Annotated in this window: 20 protein-coding genes and 1 tRNA gene; 12 read left to right on the forward strand and 9 right to left on the reverse strand. The window is 56.0% G+C overall.

Annotated features, from left to right (window positions below; translation table 11 throughout):
* Positions 1–77: 77 nt before the first annotated feature.
* Entirely contained in the window at positions 78–1,037 is a 960-nt protein-coding gene (locus AUC43_RS15100; RefSeq protein ID WP_068195410.1) for an AraC family transcriptional regulator, read from the reverse strand.
* A gap of 230 nt (positions 1,038–1,267) precedes the next feature.
* Between AUC43_RS15100 and pckA the strand changes: the two genes are divergently transcribed.
* Positions 1,268–2,902 (forward strand): phosphoenolpyruvate carboxykinase (ATP), encoded by a 1,635-nt coding sequence (pckA, locus tag AUC43_RS15105; protein WP_068195413.1) that lies wholly within the window; start codon positions 1,268–1,270, stop codon positions 2,900–2,902.
* 109 nt (positions 2,903–3,011) lie between these two features.
* On the opposite strand, the gene AUC43_RS15110 is transcribed toward pckA, so the two are convergent.
* Positions 3,012–4,106 carry an SDR family oxidoreductase gene (locus tag AUC43_RS15110; protein WP_068195416.1) on the reverse strand — a complete coding sequence of 365 codons (1,095 nt, stop codon included), beginning with the start codon at positions 4,104–4,106 and terminating at the stop codon, positions 3,012–3,014.
* A 115-nt stretch (positions 4,107–4,221) separates the two neighbouring features.
* Here AUC43_RS15110 and AUC43_RS15115 point away from each other — a divergent pair, with 115 nt between their 5' ends.
* Positions 4,222–4,938, forward strand: coding sequence for a 16S rRNA (uracil(1498)-N(3))-methyltransferase (locus tag AUC43_RS15115; RefSeq protein WP_233254022.1), 717 nt, complete (start codon positions 4,222–4,224; stop codon positions 4,936–4,938).
* A 79-nt stretch (positions 4,939–5,017) separates the two neighbouring features.
* On the opposite strand, the gene AUC43_RS15120 is transcribed toward AUC43_RS15115, so the two are convergent.
* Positions 5,018–6,493, reverse strand: coding sequence for a sensor histidine kinase (locus AUC43_RS15120; RefSeq protein WP_233254023.1), 1,476 nt, complete (start codon positions 6,491–6,493; stop codon positions 5,018–5,020).
* 256 nt (positions 6,494–6,749) lie between these two features.
* On the opposite strand from AUC43_RS15120, the gene AUC43_RS21610 reads away from it, so the two are divergent.
* From AUC43_RS21610 to AUC43_RS15135, 3 genes are all read left to right on the forward strand, one after another.
* Positions 6,750–8,969 carry a sensor histidine kinase gene (locus AUC43_RS21610; RefSeq protein ID WP_068195420.1) on the forward strand — a complete coding sequence of 740 codons (2,220 nt, stop codon included), beginning with the start codon at positions 6,750–6,752 and terminating at the stop codon, positions 8,967–8,969.
* 2 nt (positions 8,970–8,971) lie between these two features.
* Positions 8,972–9,358: a response regulator gene (locus AUC43_RS15130; protein WP_068195423.1), complete on the forward strand. Its 387-nt coding sequence runs from the start codon at positions 8,972–8,974 to the stop codon at positions 9,356–9,358.
* Between the two features lie 148 nt (positions 9,359–9,506).
* Complete coding sequence (locus AUC43_RS15135; protein WP_068198726.1) at positions 9,507–10,169, forward strand: DUF4159 domain-containing protein; 663 nt, start codon at positions 9,507–9,509, stop codon at positions 10,167–10,169.
* Between the two features lie 6 nt (positions 10,170–10,175).
* On the opposite strand, the gene AUC43_RS15140 is transcribed toward AUC43_RS15135, so the two are convergent.
* The 5 genes from AUC43_RS15140 to AUC43_RS15160 all read right to left on the reverse strand — a co-directional run bounded on the left by AUC43_RS15140 (position 10,176) and on the right by AUC43_RS15160 (position 14,235).
* Positions 10,176–10,730 (reverse strand): hypothetical protein, encoded by a 555-nt coding sequence (locus AUC43_RS15140; RefSeq protein WP_068195426.1) that lies wholly within the window; start codon positions 10,728–10,730, stop codon positions 10,176–10,178.
* A gap of 38 nt (positions 10,731–10,768) precedes the next feature.
* Positions 10,769–11,341, reverse strand: coding sequence for a 1-acyl-sn-glycerol-3-phosphate acyltransferase (locus tag AUC43_RS15145; RefSeq protein ID WP_068195430.1), 573 nt, complete (start codon positions 11,339–11,341; stop codon positions 10,769–10,771).
* Between the two features lie 108 nt (positions 11,342–11,449).
* Positions 11,450–12,214 (reverse strand): patatin-like phospholipase family protein, encoded by a 765-nt coding sequence (locus tag AUC43_RS15150; RefSeq protein WP_068195434.1) that lies wholly within the window; start codon positions 12,212–12,214, stop codon positions 11,450–11,452.
* Positions 12,215–12,324: 110 nt separating this feature from the next.
* Entirely contained in the window at positions 12,325–13,173 is an 849-nt protein-coding gene (locus tag AUC43_RS15155) for an MBL fold metallo-hydrolase (RefSeq protein ID WP_068195436.1), read from the reverse strand.
* 114 nt (positions 13,174–13,287) lie between these two features.
* Positions 13,288–14,235, reverse strand: a complete 948-nt coding sequence (locus AUC43_RS15160; protein ID WP_068195438.1) for an acetyl-CoA carboxylase carboxyltransferase subunit alpha — start codon at positions 14,233–14,235, stop codon at positions 13,288–13,290.
* A 305-nt stretch (positions 14,236–14,540) separates the two neighbouring features.
* Between AUC43_RS15160 and AUC43_RS15165 the strand changes: the two genes are divergently transcribed.
* A tRNA-Asp gene (locus AUC43_RS15165) sits at positions 14,541–14,614 on the forward strand.
* A gap of 136 nt (positions 14,615–14,750) precedes the next feature.
* Here the strand turns inward: AUC43_RS15165 and AUC43_RS15170 are convergent.
* Positions 14,751–15,494 carry a helix-turn-helix domain-containing protein gene (locus tag AUC43_RS15170; protein ID WP_199243458.1) on the reverse strand — a complete coding sequence of 248 codons (744 nt, stop codon included), beginning with the start codon at positions 15,492–15,494 and terminating at the stop codon, positions 14,751–14,753.
* 492 nt (positions 15,495–15,986) lie between these two features.
* On the opposite strand from AUC43_RS15170, the gene AUC43_RS20155 reads away from it, so the two are divergent.
* The 6 genes from AUC43_RS20155 (at position 15,987) to AUC43_RS15195 (ending at position 21,049) form a co-directional block, all read left to right on the forward strand.
* A complete protein-coding gene (locus AUC43_RS20155) occupies positions 15,987–16,760 on the forward strand; it encodes an abortive infection system antitoxin AbiGi family protein (protein ID WP_157781106.1) in 774 nt (257 codons plus the stop codon).
* A gap of 204 nt (positions 16,761–16,964) precedes the next feature.
* Positions 16,965–17,246 carry a hypothetical protein gene (locus AUC43_RS15180; RefSeq protein WP_068195447.1) on the forward strand — a complete coding sequence of 94 codons (282 nt, stop codon included), beginning with the start codon at positions 16,965–16,967 and terminating at the stop codon, positions 17,244–17,246.
* Positions 17,243–18,685 carry a hypothetical protein gene (locus AUC43_RS15185; RefSeq protein ID WP_068195450.1) on the forward strand — a complete coding sequence of 481 codons (1,443 nt, stop codon included), beginning with the start codon at positions 17,243–17,245 and terminating at the stop codon, positions 18,683–18,685. The genes AUC43_RS15180 and AUC43_RS15185 overlap by 4 nt, the downstream gene beginning before the upstream one ends.
* 131 nt (positions 18,686–18,816) lie before the next feature.
* A complete protein-coding gene (locus AUC43_RS21040) occupies positions 18,817–19,953 on the forward strand; it encodes a hypothetical protein (RefSeq protein WP_157781107.1) in 1,137 nt (378 codons plus the stop codon).
* The gene (locus AUC43_RS20160; RefSeq protein WP_082685119.1) at positions 19,954–20,103 is read left to right on the forward strand and encodes an Arm DNA-binding domain-containing protein; all 150 of its coding nucleotides are present in this window, start codon (positions 19,954–19,956) and stop codon (positions 20,101–20,103) included.
* A 595-nt stretch (positions 20,104–20,698) separates the two neighbouring features.
* Entirely contained in the window at positions 20,699–21,049 is a 351-nt protein-coding gene (locus AUC43_RS15195; protein WP_068195456.1) for a hypothetical protein, read from the forward strand.
* Positions 21,050–21,410 lie beyond the last annotated feature (361 nt).

Genomic DNA, 21,410 nt, shown 5'->3' on the forward strand with positions numbered 1-21,410 from the left:
ACTAGGGTGAGAAATGAGGTGGGAAGCGAAAAAAACCAGCCCCCATGCGCAAGCAATGCAATACGGGCACGGTAAATCTAGGAAAGTTTCGGCATTATGAAGCCCGTGGGCGGCTCGGCTGATTCGGGGGGCTTCAGGGTAGCCGCTTTGGCGGGGCTCTCGCTACGGTAGGCCTTGGCGCGGTAAGCCCCGGGCGACAGGCCGGTTTGCTTGCGGAAAAACCGGGTGAAGTAGCCGGGGTCCACAAACTGCAGCTCGTAGGCGATTTCGGCCACCGAGAGCGAGGTGTAGAGCAAGTAATTGTGGGCCTTGCGAATGGTGTGGGCCTGCACAATCTGCTGGGCCGTTTTGCCCTTCACGGCCTGGCAGATGCGGTTGAGGTGCACCTGCGTAATCTTGAGCTCCCGGGCAAATTCTGAAATCTTCTTGTCGAAGGGTGCGGTGCGCTCAATGGCTTTTTGAAATTCGCGGAAGTAGTGCAGGGCGCGGTTGGGGCTTTCCTCCTTGCGGCGGTTGTGGTGCAGCAGCCGGAATATCTTCACAAACAGCAGCTTGAAGTAGCCGTTCAGCGCCAGCTGCTTGCCGGGCAGCTCCGAGTAGATTTCCTCGTGAATCTGCTGCTCCAGCGCCAGCAAATCGGCAAAGCTTACTTCGGAGCTGAAATCGGACAGGATGTGCACGGTGTTTAGCTCCACCAGCACGCCGGGCGCGGCCTGCAGGATGGTATCGAGCAGGGCTTCGGAGAGCGTGAGCGTGCGGCCCTTCACCTGCGGGCTGAAGGTGAAACCGTGCACCGTATTGGCCGGGATGATGACGAGGCAGGGCGTGGTCAGCTCCACCACTTCCGGGGCTTTGAAGGAAGCGCGGCCCGCTTCAAGAAAAAACAGCTGAAACAGGTTTTCGTGCAGGTGGGGCTTCAGGCCCCAGTCGGTGAGGCGCTGCCGGGGTACAATGAGCTGGCTTTGGAGGTAATCGTGCGAAATCTGCGCCTTGCTGTCGCCGTAAATCCCGTTGTAGCGCGCGATATCAGTTGCCATGAATCGGAAATAATAGTAGGGACAAAGCAAACCTAATGAAATTCATACGTTATATTAATACTGCTTGCACAAGCTCGATAGTAGGCCTTTCGTATTCAATAGTAAATAATTTCTCAGACAAGGTTTAATTTGTCCCGTTAAAGAAACGAATTGTTTCACTGCCCGTAGCCCGGAGATTTCTACCTTTGCACCCTCACACAAGCAAACTCCCACCCAACACTTTTGTCCCCATGCAAGAATCCACCACGCTTGCTGACACCTCCCGCAATCGTTTGCAGCCCCTTGGCTTCCACGAAACGGCTTCCGTGCACCTCAATTTGTCCCCTGCTGCCCTCATTGAGCACGCTTTGCGCAATGGCGAAGGCCACCTCACCGACACCGGCGCACTGATGGCCGACACCGGCAAATTCACGGGCCGCTCGCCCAAGGACCGGTTTGTGGTGAAGGATGCCAACACCGAAGACAGCGTGTGGTGGGGCGACATCAACATCCCGTTCGACGCCGACAAGTTTGAACAGCTCCACCAGAAAATGGTAGCGTACCTGGCCGACAAGGAGCTGTACGTGCGCGAAGCCTACGCCGGCGCTAACCCCGACTACCAGCTCAAGCTGCGCATCGTGAACGAGCAGGCCTGGCACAACCTCTTTTGCTACAACATGTTCCTGCGCCCCGAAGCCGGGGCCGATACCAGCTGGACGCCCGATTTCAGCATCATCTGCGCGCCGGGATTCGAAGCAGACCCCGCCGTGGACGGCACCCGCCAGCCCAACTTCGCCATCATCAACTTCACCAAGAAGATGATTCTCATTGGCGGCACGGGCTACGCCGGTGAGATGAAAAAGGGCATTTTTGGCGTGCTAAACTACATTTTGCCGCATGAGCGCAATACGCTGCCCATGCACTGCTCGGCCAACGTGGGCGAAGCCGGCGACACGGCCATTTTCTTCGGGCTCTCCGGCACGGGCAAAACCACCCTTTCCGCCGACCCCAACCGCGGCCTCATCGGCGACGACGAGCACGGCTGGACGCCCGACGCCGGCATCTTCAACTTTGAAGGCGGCTGCTACGCCAAGGTGATTGACCTGAGCAAGGAGAAGGAGCCCCAGATTTGGGACGCCATCCGGTTCGGCTCCATTGTGGAGAACACGCGCTTTATCCCCGGCACCAACACGGTGGACTACGCCAACAAGTCGGTGACGGAAAACACCCGCGCGGCCTACCCCATCAACTTCATCGACAACGCCATTGAGCCCTCGGTGGCCGATGCCCCGAAGAACATTTTCTTTCTCACGGCCGATGCCTTCGGCGTGTTGCCTCCCATCAGCAAGCTCGACAAGAGCCACGCCATGTACCTGTTCATGTCGGGCTACACGGCCAAGGTGGCAGGCACCGAAATGGGCGTAACCGAGCCGCAAACCACGTTCTCGGCCTGCTTCGGCGCCGTGTTCCTGCCCCTGCACCCCACCAAGTACGCCGAGATGCTGGGCAAGAAGATGGACGAAAACCCCGACATCAACGTGTGGCTCATCAACACCGGCTGGACCGGCGGCAGCTACGGCGTGGGCCACCGCATGAAGCTGGGCTATACCCGCACCATGATTACGGCCGCCCTCAACGGCCAGCTCGACCAGGTGAAGTTCACCAAGCACGCCGTGTTTGGGGTGGAAGTGCCCGGCGCGGTGCCCGGCGTGCCCGCCGAAATCCTGGACCCCCGCAACACTTGGGCCGATAAGGAAGCCTACGACAAAACCGCCGCTTCGCTGGCCGATAAGTTCGTGGCAAACTTCAAGAAGTACGCCGACTTCGCAAACGAAGAAATCCTGGCCGGCGCGCCGAAAGTAGCCGCTGAGGCACCGGCTGCCTAAGCTGCTCCCGATTCTGATGTCAAAAGCCCCGCGGCCTTCTGGCCAGCGGGGCTTTTTTTGTGCTTCTTAATCAGCTTTGGAAGATACAAGAGGGGCTTTCTGCCTTTCCCTAGCTGGGCTGCCCGGTGCTGGCTTGTTGCCGGTTGGCGTTGTCGTTACTGGCATTTTCCTTCCGGCCATTTCCGTTGCCAGATTTGCCAGTACCTAAGCGGCCCATAACGGCGGCCAGCCCCACGCCGGCTCCGGCCAGCACGGCCGCTGCAACCAAGGGATGCGTGGTGGCGGCGGTGTAGATGCTGGTTTCGCGGGTGTGGCCGGGGTAATTGCCGCGTTCTTCCAACTGAGCGGCGGCTTGGTCGAGGCCATTGTCGCTCCGCGGCCGGGCCCGGCGGGCCGATTTAGACTGCCGCGAAAACACCTTCTCCATGAACTTGTCGGTGAGGCGCGGGGCATAGTGCGCCATGGTGGTAATGGCCTTGCCCCCACCGCCCACGGTCACCTCGGCCTGGCCGGTTTCGGCGCAGTGCAGGATGGCATCGGCCACGATTTCGGGCGCGTAGGCCGGCGGGGCGTGCTGGGGCTCGCGGTCCATGAAGTTCTTGGCGTGGAGCGTGTAGGGCGTGTCGATGGCGGCGGGCTTGATGAGCGACACTGCCACCGGGGCGCCCTCCATTTCCAGCTCCATGCGCAGGCCATCGGTGAAGCCTTTCACGGCGTGCTTGCTGGCACTGTAGACGGTTTGGAGGATGGCCGTGGCTTCCGACAGCACGCTGCCAATATTAATGAGGGTACCGCCCCGCAGCTTGAGGTGCTTCACGGCTTCGAGGGAGCCGTAGATCAGGCCCCACACGTTGGTATCAAACAGCTTGCGCATGTCCTCAATGGGCATTTCCTCCACTTTGCCGTACATCGACACCCCGGCGTCGTTCACCCAGGTATCGAAGCCGCCAAAGCGCTGGATGGCGGCTTGGGCAATGCGGTGCACATCGGCCGGCTGGCTCACGTCGGCCACCACGTAGATGGCCTCGCCGCCGGCGTTGTTTATTTCGGAAGTGAGCTGGCGCAATGCTTCTTCGGTGCGGGCCGCCAGCACCAGCCGGGCGCCTTCTTTGGCCGCCATGCGGGCCGTAACCAAGCCAATGCCCGAGGAAGCACCGGTGATGACCATGACCTGGTTGTGCAGTTTTTTGAGGGTAAGTTTCATAAGCGGAAAGGGAATAATAGTGGGTAAGGAGCTACAGGGTACGCGGCTGGCACCCAGTGGTTATGGCCGGGCTTGGGCAGGAAGGCTGGGCTTGGCTCGGCCATATTTTGGCCCAATGCCGTTCTTTGCAACCATGTACACGTTCTACGCGCCCGACCTCAGCGGCCCCACATATACCCTGCCCGAAGACGAAAGCAAACACGCGGTGCGGGTGCTGCGCCTCGGCCCCGGCGATGCCGTGGAACTGCTCGACGGCCGGGGCGGCCGCTACGCCGCCGCCGTAGCCGATGCCAACCCCAAGCGCTGCCAGCTGCGCATCACCCAGCACGAAACGGTACCGCCCCGCTCCTACTTCACCCACGTGGCCGTGGCCCCCACCAAAAACCTCGACCGCATGGAGTGGTTCGTGGAGAAAGCCGTGGAAGTGGGCGTGGAGCGCATCACGTTCCTGCGCTGCGCGCGCTCCGAGCGCCGCGAGCTGAAGCTGGAGCGACTCGAGAAAATTGCCATCAGCGCCCTCAAGCAGTCAGGCCAGGCATGGCTGCCGCAGCTTGATGAGCTCACGGATTACGCCGAGTTTGTGAACGCCATTGACCCCACTACCACCTTCATTGCCCACCTGGCCGATGATGAGCGGACGGCCCTCTCCAGCGTAGCCGCCGCGGGCGCGGGCTGCTGCGTGCTCATTGGCCCGGAGGGCGATTTTACCCCGGCTGAAATTGCCCTGGCGCGCAGCCGGGGCATCCGGCCAGTTACGCTCGGGGCATCGCGGCTGCGCACCGAAACGGCCGCGCTGGCCGCCGTTTTCACGACCCACCTCTCCCGGGAATAACCGCCAGCAACTACCCCTGGCACATGCGCGCTGGAAGCAGCGTTTTCAGTAGCTCAACCCAGGAATTGGGCTGAAATTTCTAGTGGGCTGCGGTGGGCAGGAACACGGTAAACTCGCTAAACTCTCCCAGCACCGACTTCGCGGTGAGGCTGCCGCTGTGGCCCTTGGTGACGATGTCGTAGCTCAGCGACAAGCCCAGGCCCGTGCCTTCGCCGGGGGGCTTGGTGGTGAAGAACGGGTGGAAAATCTTGTCCAGAATATCGGGCGGAATGCCGGTGCCATTGTCCCGCACCCGGATTATCACGCCCTGGGCCGTGCGCTGGGTACTCACCGACACCGCGGGGTTGTAGGTGCCGGCGGGAAGCTGCTCCGCTTTCTTGCGCACGGCATAAAAGGCATTATTGAACAAGTTGAGCAGCACGCGGCCCATGTCTTCTACCACCACGGGCACCGGGCCCAGGCGCAGGTTGAAGTCGGTGGAAAGGGCGGCGTTGAAGTCTTTGTACTTGGCGCGCAGGCCGTGGTAAGACAAGCGCAGGTACTCATCGGCCAGTGCATTGAGGTCGGTGGGCTTTCGTTCGCCGCTGCTGGCCCGCGAGTGCTGCAGCATGCTGCGCACGATGCTGCCCGCCCGATCGGAGTGTTCGTTCACCTTGCGCTGGGTTTGGGCCAAATCATCCAGCACGTGAGTGAGCGCCTGCTTTCCCTTCTCCGAAAGCGCCTCGTGGTTCAGCCCCTCGCGCAGCTCTTCCACCAGTTCCAGCCCCACTTCCGAGAAGTTGTCGACGAAGTTGAGCGGGTTTTGAATTTCGTGGGCAATACCAGCCGTGAGAGCTCCCAGCGAGGCCAGCTTTTCCTGCTGGATGAGCTGGGTCTGGGTGTCTTTCAAGTGCTGCAGGGATTCGGCCAGCGACTCGTTTTTCACGGTCAGCAAATACTCCTGACGGAAATTCTCGGACCGGAAAAAGTAAACCACCACAAACAGCGACATGAAAACCAGCAGCACGTTCACATCATAAAAGTGGGCGCTGTTGGGCACGTAGAGCAAGGGCTGCACCAGCGGAATGGCGTGCCGCACCGCAAAAAAGGCGGCCACATTCAACGAAAAAAGCAGGATGAGCTTCCAGAAATTGCGGAAGAACAGCATGGGCACGATGCTGTTCGAAATCAGGTAGTACTCCACCCCGTCGTACTTGCGGGCAATGGCAATCAGCGAGCATAAGATGGTCACGCTCAGAATGCAGTAATAAGCGGCCGCATCGTAGCGCCGGTGGTAGTTAAAGAACAGTGGCGGCAGGTTGAGAAACACCCCGCTCAGGCAAATCCGGAAGGTGAGCCAATCCGGGGAATTCATAAAAACCAGGACGTAGCCCGCATAAATGGCAATGGTAACCAGGCTGATGCCATTGAGCAGATGCACCCGCTTGCGCTGCCAAACCGTGAGCGCCGGCTCAACTCCGATGTTGATGAGACGCTGCCAGAGCCTCACCACCGGCAGCAACAGCCTACTCCCCGGGCTCGGAATCGCATTTTCCATGGCAAACGATTGAGGCATAAGCATAACAGAAGAAGGACCCAAGTAATGTTAAGCAATAATGTGTAATTTATTCAAACAATGTTAACATTATATTTAGGCCACCCAGTAGCCCAACCGGCCACAAAGCCGGAGGGCCTTGCCGCCTTAGCCATCCACGCCAACAGTCAGTTTTAGCCCAATAAAAGCCCAGGAATGACCATCGGTTAGCTCAATAAATCAGGCGACTAATACAATTCATTTCTGCTCTCGTGACCGAAAAGCCATGCCTTGCTCTTTGCCGCAAAAAGCTTTGTTATTCCTGCTGCTGGTTTGTGCTGGGCAGCTGGCGGTGGCGCAACCGGCCCAGCAGCCGGCCGTAACCCTGCAGCAAATGCCGGACGGCGGAATTGAGCTGGAAAAAGGCTGGACCTTCCACGCCGGCGACAACCCCGACTGGGCCCGGCCCGACCTTGACGACAGCCAGTGGCAGCCCCTAAACACAACCGTGGGCCTGGAGCAGCTTCCGCCCCAGGTGAAGCAAGCCGGCATTGGCTGGCTCCGGCTGCGGTTTCGGCTGGGCCCCGCGCTGCAGCACCGGGCCTTGGCACTGAGCATTTTCCAGTACGCGGCATCGGAAGTGTACCTCAACGGCCGGCTGCTGCGCCGTTACGGCACCGTGAGTGCTAACCCCGCCCAGGTACAGCCCTATTGGCCCGATGGCGAGCCCATTGAGCTGGCCGCCAGCAGCGCCGGGGCCGAACAGGTACTGGCGGTGCGCTTTGCGCAGTGGGCGCCCTTCCGGGCATTTAATTCCTTTTTCGTGCCCATGCTGGTGGAGGCGCACCTGACCGGGCTGCCGCAGCTGGTGCAGAATTTCGAGCAGGAAGCCACCTTCAAAACGTCGGACATGTTGCTTTTCGGCGCTTTCCTGTTGCTGAGCATGCTGCACTTTGCCTACTACTACTACAACTCGACCCAGAACGCCAACATTTACTTTGCCCTGTACACCCTGCTCACGGCCTGCAGCTTTTGCTTCACCGGGTTTCTGGACGAAATCCATCGGCTCAACCTGCGGATTGTGGCTGATATCCTCTCCTACGTGTGCATCCAGACGGGCGGGATGCTGGCCGTGCGCGCCCTCTACTGCCTGTTTAATGTGCGCATCAGCCTCATCTATTATTCTTTGTGGGTGGCCAACGTGGTGAGCCTACTGCTGCTCACGTTTGGCCCGCAACTGAGCTGGTACCCCACGGTGATATTCATGGTGCTGGTCACGGCCGAGCAGCTGCGCCTCACGCTGGGGGCCCTGCGCCGCACCAAGCGCGCGGCGGGCATCATTGCGGCCGGGTATGGCGTGGCGCTGAGCCTGTTGCTGGTATTTGCCTACATGGCCCGATACCACGCCAAGCTGCTGCACGTGGAGTTCCTGTCCATTCCGCTACACACACTGCTCACGTTCCCGGCCTTTCTGAGTCCGGTACTGGCCATTTCGCTTTTCCTCACCCGCCGCTTTGCCCTCAACGGGCGGCTGCTGGCCATCAAGCTCGACCAGGTGCGCCGGCTCTCGAGCCAAACCCTGGCCCAACAGCACGAAAAGCAACAGCTCCTGGCCCAACAAAATGAAACCCTGGAGCGGCTAGTGCAGCAGCGCACCGCCGCCCTGCAGCAAACGCTCGACAACCTACAAAACACCCAACACCAGCTTATTGAGCGCGAGAAAATGGCCAGCCTGGGCGAGCTCACCGCGGGCATTGCCCACGAAATTCAGAACCCGCTCAACTTCGTCAACAACTTCGCCGACGTGGCCGTGGAGCTACTCACGGAGCTCAAGGAAGGCCCCCTGCTCACCTTACCCGAAGCCGAGAAAAAAACCGCCGACGACCTGGTGGACGAGCTCACCCAGGACCTGGACAAGATTACCTATCACGGCCACCGGGCCGACAGCATTGTGAAAGGCATGCTGGAGCACAGCCGCGCCAACCCCGGCCAGCGCCAGCCCACCGACCTCAACCGCCTCGCCGACGAATACATGCGCCTCTCCTACCACGGCCTGCGTGCCAAAGACAAGTCCTTCAACGCCACCCTCACCACCGACTTCGACAACAACCTGAAACCTGTGGAAGTAGTGGCCCAGGACATGGGCCGGGTCTTGCTCAACTTGTTCAATAACGCCTTCTACGCCGTGCAGCAGCGCCAAAAGCTCGGGCAAGATGGCTACCGGCCCGAGGTCTGCGTGAAAACCCAGCAGCTACCGCACGGTCAGGTCGCCATCCGGGTGAAGGACAACGGCACAGGCATGACCGACGCCGTGCGGCAGCGCATCTTCCAGCCCTTCTTCACCACCAAGCCCACCGGCGAAGGCACGGGCCTGGGCCTCTCGTTAAGCTATGATATTGTGACCAAAGGCCACAACGGCACCATTATGGTGGATTCCAAGCCGGGGGAATACACCGAGTTTACGATTTGCCTGCCCGTAAACGGCGAAAATGTTCAGGCCTTAACCTATGCTGTATGATGATGAAGATTCTGGTTGTCGACGACGAATTGGATGTCAAGCTGCTGTTTGAGCAGCGGTTCCGGCGCGAAATCCGCGACGGGTTGCTTTCGTTTGCCTTCGCTTTTTCGGGCGAAGAGGCGCTTAATTACCTCTCGCAGGAGCAGCATTACTCGGAAGTAGTGCTCATCCTATCCGACATTAACATGCCCGGCATGAGCGGCCTGGAACTGCTCCGCAACATCAAAGTGGAACACCCCATTCCGCCCCCCACCGTGATGATAATTACGGCTTACGGCGACTCCGAAAGCTACTCGAAAGCCATGCAGCTTGGTGCCAGCGACTTCCTGGTGAAGCCCATCGACTTCACGCTGCTCAAGCAAAAGCTCATGCCGCTCAGCAATTCCTAAGCGCCGCGCCCTGGAAATACGCGTTGCGATGCGCAGCCCAGAATTAGCCTTGGCATACGGATTTCGCCAGCCCCCGCGGTTTGGGAACCAACTTTGCGGCACCCGCTTTTACTTTACCAAAGGCTGATTTTATTCCATGCCCTCCGCCATGCTCAAAAACCTGTTCCTTTTTGCTGCTTTGCTCTTCAGCACGTCGGCTGGCCCTGCTACCTCCAGCTTCAAAATTGCGAAGCTGCACTACGGCGGCGGCGGCGACTGGTATGCCAACAAAACCTCCCTGCCGAACCTGATTCAGTTCTGTAACCAGACCCTGAAAACCAACATCGCGCCCGAGGAAGCCACCGTGGAGCTGGATGCGCCCGAGCTGCTCACATACCCCTTCGTGCACATGACCGGGCACGGCAACGTCACCTTCACCGCCGCCGAGGCCAAGAACCTGCGCCGCTACCTCACCGGCGGCGGGTTCCTGCACATCGACGACAATTACGGGCTGGACAAATTTATCCGTCCCGAGATGAAAAAAGTGTTTCCTGAGCTGGAATTTGTGGAGCTGCCGTACTCCCACCCCATTTACCACCAGAAGTTTGCCTTCCCCCGCGGCCTACCCAAAGTGCACGAGCACGACGGCAAGCGGGCCCAGGGCTTCGGCTTGATTTACAAAGGCCGCCTGGTGTGCTTCTACAGCTACGAGTGCGACCTGGGCAACGGCTGGGAAGACGTGGGCACCTACCCCGAAGACTCCCCCGCCATTCACGATGCAGCCCTGCGCATGGGCGCCAACCTGGTGGCATATGCCCTCACCCAAGACTAACCCGCGCTAATACTTGCGCTGAAAGATTTCGCTGAGCACAAAAGCCGTGCGCACCCCATCGGGCTGGCGCAGCATTTGGCGCACGGTTTCATTGAGTGGCTGCTCAGGCAGCACGACCATAGTGGGCCGGCTGGCCTCCAGTGGAGCTTGGGCCGAAGCCCGGGGCAGCGAGGAAGACCGGCGGGCAACCGGAGCGGGCGCATTGCGCGGCCGGGCCGTAGCGGGCGCTTCCAACGACGCTGGCCGAATCTCGGTCCGCTCCTGCGACCGGGTGGGCCGCGCCAGTTCGCGCGGCATCAGGCGCCCGCCGGGCGTGCGAAGCACGGTGGGCTGGGGTGTAGCCGGCGTGGGCTGGCTACCTGGCTCAGCAGCGTTGCGCGCCTGCATCTGCCGCAGCATCTCTTGGAACGTGGCCGTGGGCAGCTCGGGCACGGCCCCACCGGGGCGAGTGGGCCGTTCGCGGCTTTCCCGGGCGCTGGTCTCCTGCGCCTTCATTATCAGCCGGAACACAAAGGCCCCGATGGCAAAAAGTATCCAGAGCAGCGTGACGACCTTGTCCATGGCCGGAAGGTAAGCAACGGCGCCAAATCAGGCAGGGGCTACCGCACGCCCTTCTCCGGAAAGCGGCCGGTTTTGGTCCGGTAAAACGCTTTGATTTTTTCTTCGTCGGCCTCGTAGTCGCCCGTTGGGTAAACGGCTTCGCCAATGCCGGCCTCTTTTTTCCCATAATCGAGGTAGCCCAACCGAATGGGAACATGGGCGCCCAGCGCCGCGAAATAGTAGCCCTTGCGCCAGCGCGGCTGGTAGCTGCGGGTTCCTTCCGGCGTGATGAGGATGACCAACTCGCTGTGCTCGTCAAACAGCTTTATCATGCTATCTACGAGGCTATTATTCTTGCTGCGGTCTACGGGCAGGGCGCCCACGGCCCGCACCATCCCCCCCAGCAACCAGTGCTCGGTCCACTCCTTTTTCACGGTAAAGCGCACATCCACGTCCATGAGGTAAAACGCCGCCCGTGCCAGAATGAGGTCCCAGTTGCTGGTGTGCGGGGCCGCAATCATCATGCTTTTCTTGATTTCCGGGTTGGCGATTTGGCCCAATTTCCAGCCCGAAACCCAAAACACGAATTTGGCGGCGTAATACCAGAATGTAGAGCTTTTGCGGGCGGGCATTGGGATATGGTGGAGGTGAATGAAGAAATCAGCAGCCGGAGCAGTGGCGGCATTACGCCCTACCGGGCTGCAAATATGGGTTATCGGGCCCCAAGCGTGGCGCTAACCTTACAGCAGCGCCTGCAGGGCCTCGGCTTGGTTCAGGGTGTAGCGGTACCCTATTTCGAAAAGCTCCGGCCCGCGCTTGTAGCTCAAGGGCCGGAAATGCCGAAGCTCGGGTGGCTCTAAAAGCAAATCGCACAGTCCCTTGCGCGAGGCCGTGTTGGCATTGATGGCCAGGTGCAGGGTGCGTTCCACCAGTCGGCGGAAGTTGGGAATGTGGGCTTCGGTGTTGATGGGGTTGCAGTGCACACCCACCACGCGCAGGTCGTCTTTGCCCAGCAGCGGCTCCACCGGCAGGTTGTTGAGCAGGCCGCCGTCCACCAATTGCCGCCCCTGGTATTCTACCGGCCGGTACACTATGGGCACCGCCGACGAAGCCAGCAGCGGCGGCAGTAGCGGTCCCGTATTAAAGTAAACCGACTCGCCCGCCATGAGGTCGGTGGCTACCAGGGTGAGGGGCCGGCTCAGGTCCTCAAAATTGACGGTGGCGCCCAATTTGCGGGCTATCAGCTGCGACACCGCATCGAGGTGCAGCAAACCGTAGCGACTGAAGGCCGGCCGCGTCAGCCGAAAGACATTAGTGGCCAGCAGCAGCCGCAGTATCTCCCGGGGCGCAAAACCGGCTGCATAAAACACGCTGGCAATGGCCCCGGAGCTCACCCCGGCCAGCTGGGCCACCGGCAGCTGCAGTTCATCAAGGGCCGCCAGCACGCCCAAATGCGCAATCCCGCGCGCCCCGCCCCCCGAGAAAGCCAAACCCAACTGGGCCATCGTGTTGTTTATGTGTGATTAATAAGCGCTTGGCGTCCGCACCGCCACCGGGCTGCCACTGCCGCTGCTGCGCGTTACGCAATACCAGCCGCCAACAACTAATTACGGCCTTATAAATCCGCCAGCCGCAGGGTATCGCCCAGGCGCAGGCCTTTTTCGGTAAGCTGCACGGTGCAGGCTTCGTGAGTGGGGTCATGCTCGAGCAGCAATACCCAGTTTTCTTCGGCGGCGCGGCGCAGCACGGCTTCCTTCTCGGTCATGGTGATGAGTGGGCGCACGTCGTAGCTCATCACGTAGGGCAGCGGCACATGGCCCGCGCTGGGCAGCAAATCGGCCATGAAAGCCAGCGTGCGGCCTTTATACTCCATCACCGGCACCATCATTTTCTCGGTGTGCCCGTCGGCCATGATGATTTCGCGGAACTGCGGCAGCGTGTGGGGCACGCCACCTTGCAAGTCCACAAATTTCAAGTGCCCGCTTTCCTGAATCGGCAGAATGTTCTCCTTCAGGAAGCTGGCCTTTTCACGGGGGTTGGGCGTCACGGCCCAGTTCCAGTGCGCCTCGTTGCTCCAATGGGTAGCATTAGGAAAGGCCAGTTGCAGGGCGCCATCGGGCCGGCGCTGCACCGACCCGCCGCAGTGGTCGAAGTGTAGGTGCGTCAGGAAAACGTCAGTAATATCGGTGCTGGTGTAGCCCAGCTTGCGCAATGATTTCTCCAGCGTATCGTCGCCGTGCAGGTAGAAGTGGCCGCGAAACTTCTCGTCCTGCTTCTCCCCTATACCGTTATCAATCAGCAGCAGCCGGTTGCCATCCTCAATGAGCAGGCATCGCATGGCCCAAGTGCACATGTTGTTGGCATCGGGCGGGTTGAGCTTCTGCCACATGCTCTTAGGCACCACGCCAAACATGGCGCCGCCGTCGAGTTTGAATAAGCCGGTGTCGAGGGTATGAATGTTCATTTAACAATTATCAATCAACATTTAACAATCAAATAAAGCCATTTAGCGCGCTTGTTCCGTCAAACGTGGCAAGCGCTGTTAACTGTTAATTGATAATTGTTAAATGAAGATGGGCTATTCCACCACTACGCCCATCGCCGAGAACTTATCAATGCGCTGGCTAATACGGTCTTCTGCAGGAATAGCGCTCAATTCCTTCATGGTCTTGAGCAGCGTGCTTTTCAGGATTTCAATCATCTGCTCAGGCGCCGTATGGGCCCCGCCCAGCGGCTCCTTCACAATACCATCGACCAAGCCCGCCTTGTGCATGTCGATGGCCGTGAGCTTGAGCGCCTCGGCGGCCTGCTCCTTGTAATCCCAGGTGCGCCACAGAATGCTGCTGCATGATTCAGGCGAAATAACTGAATACCAGGTGTTTTCCAGCATCAGTACCCGGTCGCCGATAGCGATGCCCAACGCACCGCCCGAGGCGCCTTCGCCAATGATGATGCAGATAACCGGCACCTTGAGCATGAACATTTCCTTGAGATTGCGGGCAATGGCTTCGCCCTGGCCCCGCTCCTCCGCTTCCAGGCCCGGGAACGCCCCCATGGTGTCAATCAACGTCACGATGGGCACGTTGAATTTCTCGGCCAGCTTCATCAGGCGCAGTGCTTTACGGTAGCCCTCGGGGTTGGCCATGCCGAAGTTGCGGAACTGCCGCTCCTTGGTATTGTGCCCCTTCTGCTGGCCGATAAACATCACGGAGTGCCCATCCAACTCGCCCAGGCCACCTACCATGGCCTTATCGTCGCCGACGGTGCGGTCGCCGTGCAGCTCTACAAACTTGTCGACCATCCCACCGATGTAGTCCAGCATTTGCGGGCGGTCGGGGTGTCTCGAGAGCTGCACGCGCTGCCAGCGGGTGAGGTTGGCGTAGGTTTCCTTCTTAAGGGCCTTGATTTTGGCTTGCAGTGCCACCACGGCTTCGCTCACGTCGACGTCGCTCTCGTCGGCCAGCTTTTGCATTTCGAGGAGCTTGCCTTCGAGGGCAGCAATGGGTTGTTCAAAATCGAGGAGCATGGACTTAGGAATATTTCGAATGGAAAGACAGAAAGAATGACCGGTGAATGCGGGTTGCGGGCTGGCCCGGGCACAAACCTGCAACCTCGCCGTTGGCAAATGCTGTTCACCGGGCGGATGGCAAAGGTAAAACATCCGTCGCAGCGGCAACCCACAAAAATTAATGAGCCTGAAAAACAACCTACAACCTTCGCCGACCCCCTGTTTTTTGAAAAACTTTAGCCCTAGGCTTGCAGGCCGTTGTTTTTATCCCCTACCTTTGCATCACCAAAACGGAAAACAGTCGCGTTTTTCGTCCGGCAAACGGTTTGGTAGTTCAGTTGGTTAGAATGCCGCCCTGTCACGGCGGAGGTCGCGGGTTCGAGTCCCGTCCAGACCGCGGAACAATAGTACTTTTCGCAGGTACCGTTTGTAAGAAAACCCTCATAATCAGTCGATTATGAGGGTTTTTTGCTTTTAACGTTTTGCACAATGCTTAGCTGTAGCGCGTTTTGTATCGCAAACAGCCCCTGCTCCTACTTCCAGGTTTCGCCGTTTATGATGGCCCCGATGGTGGTGTGGGACATGCTGTAGGATGCGGCGACGGACCGCATGGACTCCCCTGCGGCCACCCGCTGCCGGATGGCAGTTACTTGGTCGTTGGACAATTTGCGTTTGCCTACGGCCTTAATTCGAGTGATTGGCGCCAATTCTCGGCCTGTTACCTTGGCCCAGGTCCGACCCGCTTTGATTTTGCTGACGACTTCTCGGCTGATTCCATACGCATCGGCTATCTCACCGTTGGCCTTGCCTGCGCGTAACAGGGCATCAATTTCGAGCACTACTGTCTCGGTTAGCTCTGAGCGAATATGTTGCTCACCGGTTGGCAGCATGTTGTTTTCGGCCGCGTGGACGGCATTCCCCTTAACAGTAGTCCATTCTAGGTTAGTCGCGTGGTTGTTGTTCCGGCTACCGTCAAGGTGATTGACAATACTGGCGCCAGCCGGTTTAGGGCAAAAGGCTGAAGCTACTAACCGGTGCATGAGTTTGGTCACACCTTCTAAGGTGGCAGTTAAATACCCATTGCTGTTGGTCAAAGGGAGTATTTCACCGTTTTTAGTGAGGTTGCCGTGGTTGCTCACTTGGTGGCCTGCGAACCCCTCACAGTCCCTCCATATTTCGTTTTGCTTTTGCATGCCCTTATAGGGCGGGCCAGGACGAAAGTTTGGGGGCGCTAAGGAATTATTTATAATGATGATTTTGTGGCTAATAACCGCCATAAACATTCATAAAATATATTATTTGTCTTTTCCTTTTCACAACTTGTAAATTCAGCCTGACGATTTGCCATAACTTGCAAGCTCTTGTATTACTGTAGCCCCGATCGCTTCGCTAAGCTAAATGCACAGTAATGCTCCTTCTCTCCTATTTCTGCCCACTATGTCCGGAATTTCTACCTCGGCCAACCAGCCAGAAGAAGTTCATATCGATGCCACCCAAGACAGCAAGGTGCGTAGCTGAGCCACGTGCTCATGTGCACCGAAGACCAGCTGCGCGTTGCCGTGGCGGCGGTCGGCGGCAAGGTTATAGATGTGTACCTGTACCTGCAGGAGCATAAGGCTTAAGCATCGGTCCGATTGCTTCAACCGACCTAACTAATCATTTCTTACTTCCGAGTCAATTTACCGACTCAGAGCCCAATATAGTTGCTGCAAAAGGTATGCGGGTGGCTTGCAACCGACTTTTTGCACTTAAAATCAGATAAAATAACCATGGCAGTCAGTAGTAAATCAATCATCCACTACACAGGCAGTTTAAAAAACTTAAAGGGTATTATCACGGACAAAGGTCTGCGGATAAAGTACTGTAATGAAACAATACATTTTTCAAGTACTAGTAGAGCATCTATTGCTTTCCCAATGGTTTGCTTTTGCGACTTGCCATTAACACTCGCCAAAGAGCATATCGTAAAGTATGGCTCATATGGCATCGGTTTCTCTAAATCATGGGCAAAAAAGAATCAACTAAATCCAGTACTATACCTCGAGCCTGAATCCACACTTAGTCAATATTTAAATGTCCATTCCTTATCTGTTGCAGCCTCATTTACCAAATTGAGAGATGCACAAATGGATGCTACCAAAGAGGAGGAAAATTTCTTTAGGCTAAGTCAGGTATTAGGTTTTTGCAAGAATCATGCAGGTCCATTAACGCGAAAAGGAAAAATTGTAGAGGAAAACTATGTTTTCTACGATGAACGAGAATGGCGCTATTTGGCTAGACAGTCTGAACTTGGAGAAGCTAGATCCATGGTTTATGGCGAACACTATGATAAAGACAGAAACCGCTATAATGAAGCGCTAAAAGATAAAAGGCTAATATTTGACTCTAATGATATATCGTACATCATAGTAAAAACCGACAAGGATATTCCAGTAATTGCCGATTGTCTAGATGCACGCTATAGGAGCGAAATTCCTATGACTGAATTACAAAAGCTGTACACCAAAATCATATCTGTCAATCAGATAAACAACGATTTTTAATTTAGTCTCCTGTACAGATTCTTCTACCCTATGGTCTACAAATACTCTACCCAGCTGGCTGCTGTATCTGCGAATCTTAAGGAATCTTGTTGTCCTTGCTTAGCAGCAGTGCCACGGGATTGCGTTGCTTATCGGTTAGCCTACTTGTCGCAACCCCATCCTGACGACTTTCTACCCCGGCCACTAGACGCGAATCCCCCGCCGATGCGGGCCATTAACATTCCGGTAAACCCGACGCTGCAACAAATTCTAGATGAGGAGCATGCCGTTTGTGACCAGTGGGCCATTTCATTATTTGAGTGCCCTAACGCTGCTCGCAAAGTCAGAAGGAAATACAAAAAACTCACTCAGAATTATATCGCAGAACTCCGTGTCACGCCCGACGACGGCAACTGCACTCCTACCGACCATAAACAGCACTTCAACCTGCATGAATTTGCCGACATCTGTCTAAGCAAAAACGTGCAAACCATCTTCTCAGTATGAAAGCGCAACATGGCTGGGCGCTGAGCGCTGAGAGCTTCGTAAGTAACCTCGTGAAGTATGGTGACCTAGTTGCTTACGATGGCCCATTGCTATCGCATTATGTCTCGTACCCACGAGCCAAGCACTACTTATTTTCCTGGATTGACTACGACGACACATCCAACCGGTGGTTAGTGCTGGAGGTGAGCTACCGGCACCTATACGATTACCTCACGGATGCGAAATCATTGGCCGACATTTTTGAAGAACCTTACAATAGCAAAGTAATTGTTCTAAGCACGGACACGGCCGGTATCTGCTCTAATGCGCTTTTGGTTGAGTGTGAAGACCTCATTGCGGATTACATACCTGAGGCAGATTCCTTTTACGAATTGGCAATGCCTGCCCGCTACGAGCAGCTTTTTGCTGCAGAAGGGTCAGAAATTTCTTATGCTCAGCATCTGCAAAACCTGCGAGCAGCCGCAGTTCGCTTTCGACTCGCCCCCTTCGAAGCACGCTTTGCTTCCACGCTCGGCATTAACGACATCGGAGGCTTTCTGCAACGCGTCACCCGTTCGCTCAAAAGCTACGTTGAAGTTCGCTTCCTCGCCGATTATCGGGAAACATACAGCCGCATAGAGTATGCCCTGACAGACCTGGCCAAGGTGTTGAAAGGTGTTGAGCCGCGTGGGGTGAACAACCAATTTGGCAGCTTCGAAATAGACGTAGCCATTGACCCGTTGCCACAAGGCGAGCAGAACCTGCCGGTAGAGCTAATTACTTGGCAACAGCAAATTCTACAGGACTACAAGCGGGATGTCTTTGATTTCAGCTTTTACGGAGATGTCCGGCGGCCTAATAGCTTGAGCAGCGCTGACGACTTACAGATGCGGGCAATTTTTCTGCCTATTGTGCAGATTGCTAACAACCAGAATTATTACGTCGAAACCCAAATCGAGGGAGAGAAGGCATACAAGCGGTTGGCGCCCGTCTCGGCAGCCGTTCGCAAGCGCATCCTTCCCGTTCCTCCTCAGCCAGAGGAGGATGAAGCCATTCGGACTGAGTTGACCAGCTTATTGCTTGAGTTAAAAGAAGGTCAAGACCCGTCCACCATTTCCATGGCTCAACTACGACGGGCCCTGCTTGCGGTAAATACGGGCAATCAGACCTCTATTATCGTTTCTAATTTTAGGTCATCTGAGAACCAACTTATTGAGTTTTCGGAGCCCATTGAAGTTAATGTTTCGAGAGTTGGGGATTTCTTTCAAGCCAGTTACCCACCGCTCGACATTGCAGAATTGGGCACCAATGCCCGTGCGGCAATGGCTGCTTTTCACATACAGCTGCGCATACTTTTTACCCGACTTCAGCGCAACCTAGAAGACCGGCAGCGGGGCGAAGGCCTGCGCAGTGAAAAAGAAGGGCGAATACTTGATGCTCTCGCCGACTTGCTTAGCTAATCATCATGAAAATCACACACCAGCTGCGGCTCGATGCCCTGGCCGCTGACGGCACGGCCCCATCCGAAAGAAGTGGGTAGTCCTGATTATGACAGTGAATAGTCTAAGCTAAATTCTTAACGAAATACCAAATGGATGGCCAAAAGAAGGTTTTTGTACGGCGCGATGCTCCTATGACGGTTGGTGCTAGAGAAAGTGAAGAAAATCTAATAAAACAGCGGAAAGCTTGGGCAAATCCAACCGTTAAGCAGCTCCTCTTTAATTTGCCTTTTTCGCTTCGCACCCCAGAGGGCTTTCGTTTAAATAATAAAGAAACAATTGATGCATCAAGGTTTCCATTACGGCTAAATCCGCATCCCAACACTGTATTTGAAGTAAAGATTGGAACTGACAACTACGGCCGCAAGTGCAAAGGAGAATTCATTGCCATCCAATTAAGATTCTGCTATCAGAGCACGGTTCCCAAAACTTCGCCGATACAGTTTGGTGGAACGGTTTCCTTTGGTGGTGATAGGCTAGGAAAGTTTAGCCACACCAAGGTTCTTGCAAATATTCCCTTGGAATCAATAAATGATGATTTCAAGTGGGACAATGGTCTTTATTGTGATTTAGTCGTTGATGCTGTAAACCTTTTTGTTGAGCATTATGCCGTAGTTACCAGAATCCCTGGATTCGACCGATTTCATTATCAAAGACTGACCTCATATATGATAATGGCGTTCACTGTTTTAACTGATTTTGATGATTTTGCTTACGATGTCGAAGAATACTTTGACTTAAATGGACAAATCATTGGTGAACTACCAGAAGCAGACGCTGTTACGCTAAAAGAATTAATAGCAAGTGGTGAACCACCTGCCCTACTGGATGCCTTGCACTCACAAATACGAAACAGTTTAGATTTAAAAGACTGGAGAAGTGCAGCCATTGATTCCGCAATACTGCTAGAAACGTGGCTTACACCGAAGCTGAAAGCGGCTTATACAGCCAAAGGCCTAAAAAACAGAGAAATAAAGGAGAGATTCAAGACCGGTGAGCTTCACTTGCCTATTTCTCTAGGGGACATTCTAGTTACCTTAATTCCGGATGCACTCGGTTTCAATTTCGATGGAAGCGATGAATACGAGGCCTTAAAAACCAAAACGATTACTCTGCGCAATCATATTGTGCACGGCAGGAAACACTTTGTAACCAAAGCCGAAGCGGAACTGAGTTACGCAAGCGTTAACAAGGCAATTGAATTTATCGAGAAAGCAACCGCTAACTAGATGAAAATTACGCGCCAGCTGCGCCTCGATGCCCTGGCCGCTGACGGCACGGCCCCCATTCAACTTACCATCACCTGGGAAGGCAACCGCCTGCGTGTGGGCACCGGGGCCGTGGTGCGGCCCGAGCACTGGGACGAGAAGCACCACTAGGTAAAAGTGCAGCGCGGCACACCATACGACGCACCATCAATCCACCCCTGAACCGCGCCACTAAAGCATCCTTCAATGCCCAGGCTGCTGCCACCCGTAGCGGCTTGCTGGAATTGCGCGGCCGGGTTCACTCCGCCATTGCAGTTGAAGATTAGGCAACGTACGCCGGGCCGCAAGCCAGTGCGTCTACTAACGCAGGAGCACAGCCTAACAAAGGCGGCACCGTAGCCGGCACACCCACCTGCCCAGTAGAAGGATTTGGCATTACCAACCCTACGGTGGGTACGGCTTGCGGTGACTGGTGTGGCAGATAGAGGGTAGCGTTCATGCGGAAGCAGTTCGTGTAGGAGTTGCAAAGGTCAGTGGCATTTCGGGTTTTGCAGCTTTTCGAGCTGCGCCAAGTTTATCCCTACGAAGGGCATACCGTCGTAAGGAGTGGCCCAGATGGAAACTGCCCGCTTTCAAATGGAGCAATTTAAATGTGACCCATTAAATGAAATTCATTCAATGTAAATTTTGATTCGAGACCGGGCAGGTTCTCATTTGCATGCGCTACCTTTGAGGAGACAAGCAAACAAACACGCCTCCTCTTCTCATGGCCAAGTCCGAAACCGATAATTCCAGCCCCCGTCTCACGAAGGTCAATCCGACGGTACGCGCTATCCCTGAACGTTCTGTAGCCAAGCGCGAAGTCAATTACACCAGCGTCAGCATCTCCAAGACCGCGTTGCCCAAGATTGCGCAGCTCAAGGAGATAGCGCTAAAAGAGATGCAACCCGCCCTTAGCACCCAAATGGTGATGGATTTTGCCGTCGAAATGGCGATGCGGCACCAAGACGAACTGGTTGCGTACGCCCGCCGCAACACCGTAGACCCGCGGGTGGCCCAATTTTTACGTTTACAGGAAGAACTAGCCGCCGCAGGGTTACTGCCTGAGCAGAAGTAGGATAGCCATTTTTAAGCAATGAAATCAAGCCCGGCTGTTTATTGCAGTCGGGTTATTTTTTGCAAATTATTTGGTGGATTAAAATGAAACCCCCATCTTTACGGCACGAAAGGGCAAATGAAGTTTTGTCTTGATGTCATTGAGAGGGTGCAAATGGCAACGCTGGTTGCTATCTCAATAACATCTAGTCGGCGCTGACCTCAAACGCGAGCAGCAACTTAAACCACCGTTGAAAGTAGTAGTGTGCCCTCGCATTGAGCGAACAAAAGCCTCTGGTAAAGGCAGCGCACTTGTATGAGTACTTACCGAACGTGCCTTGAAGAAGCACGTGCGGGCACCCCCTTGCCTAAAAATTAGGCAA

The organism is Hymenobacter sedentarius, assembly GCF_001507645.1.
Lineage (GTDB): Bacteria > Bacteroidota > Bacteroidia > Cytophagales > Hymenobacteraceae > Hymenobacter > Hymenobacter sedentarius.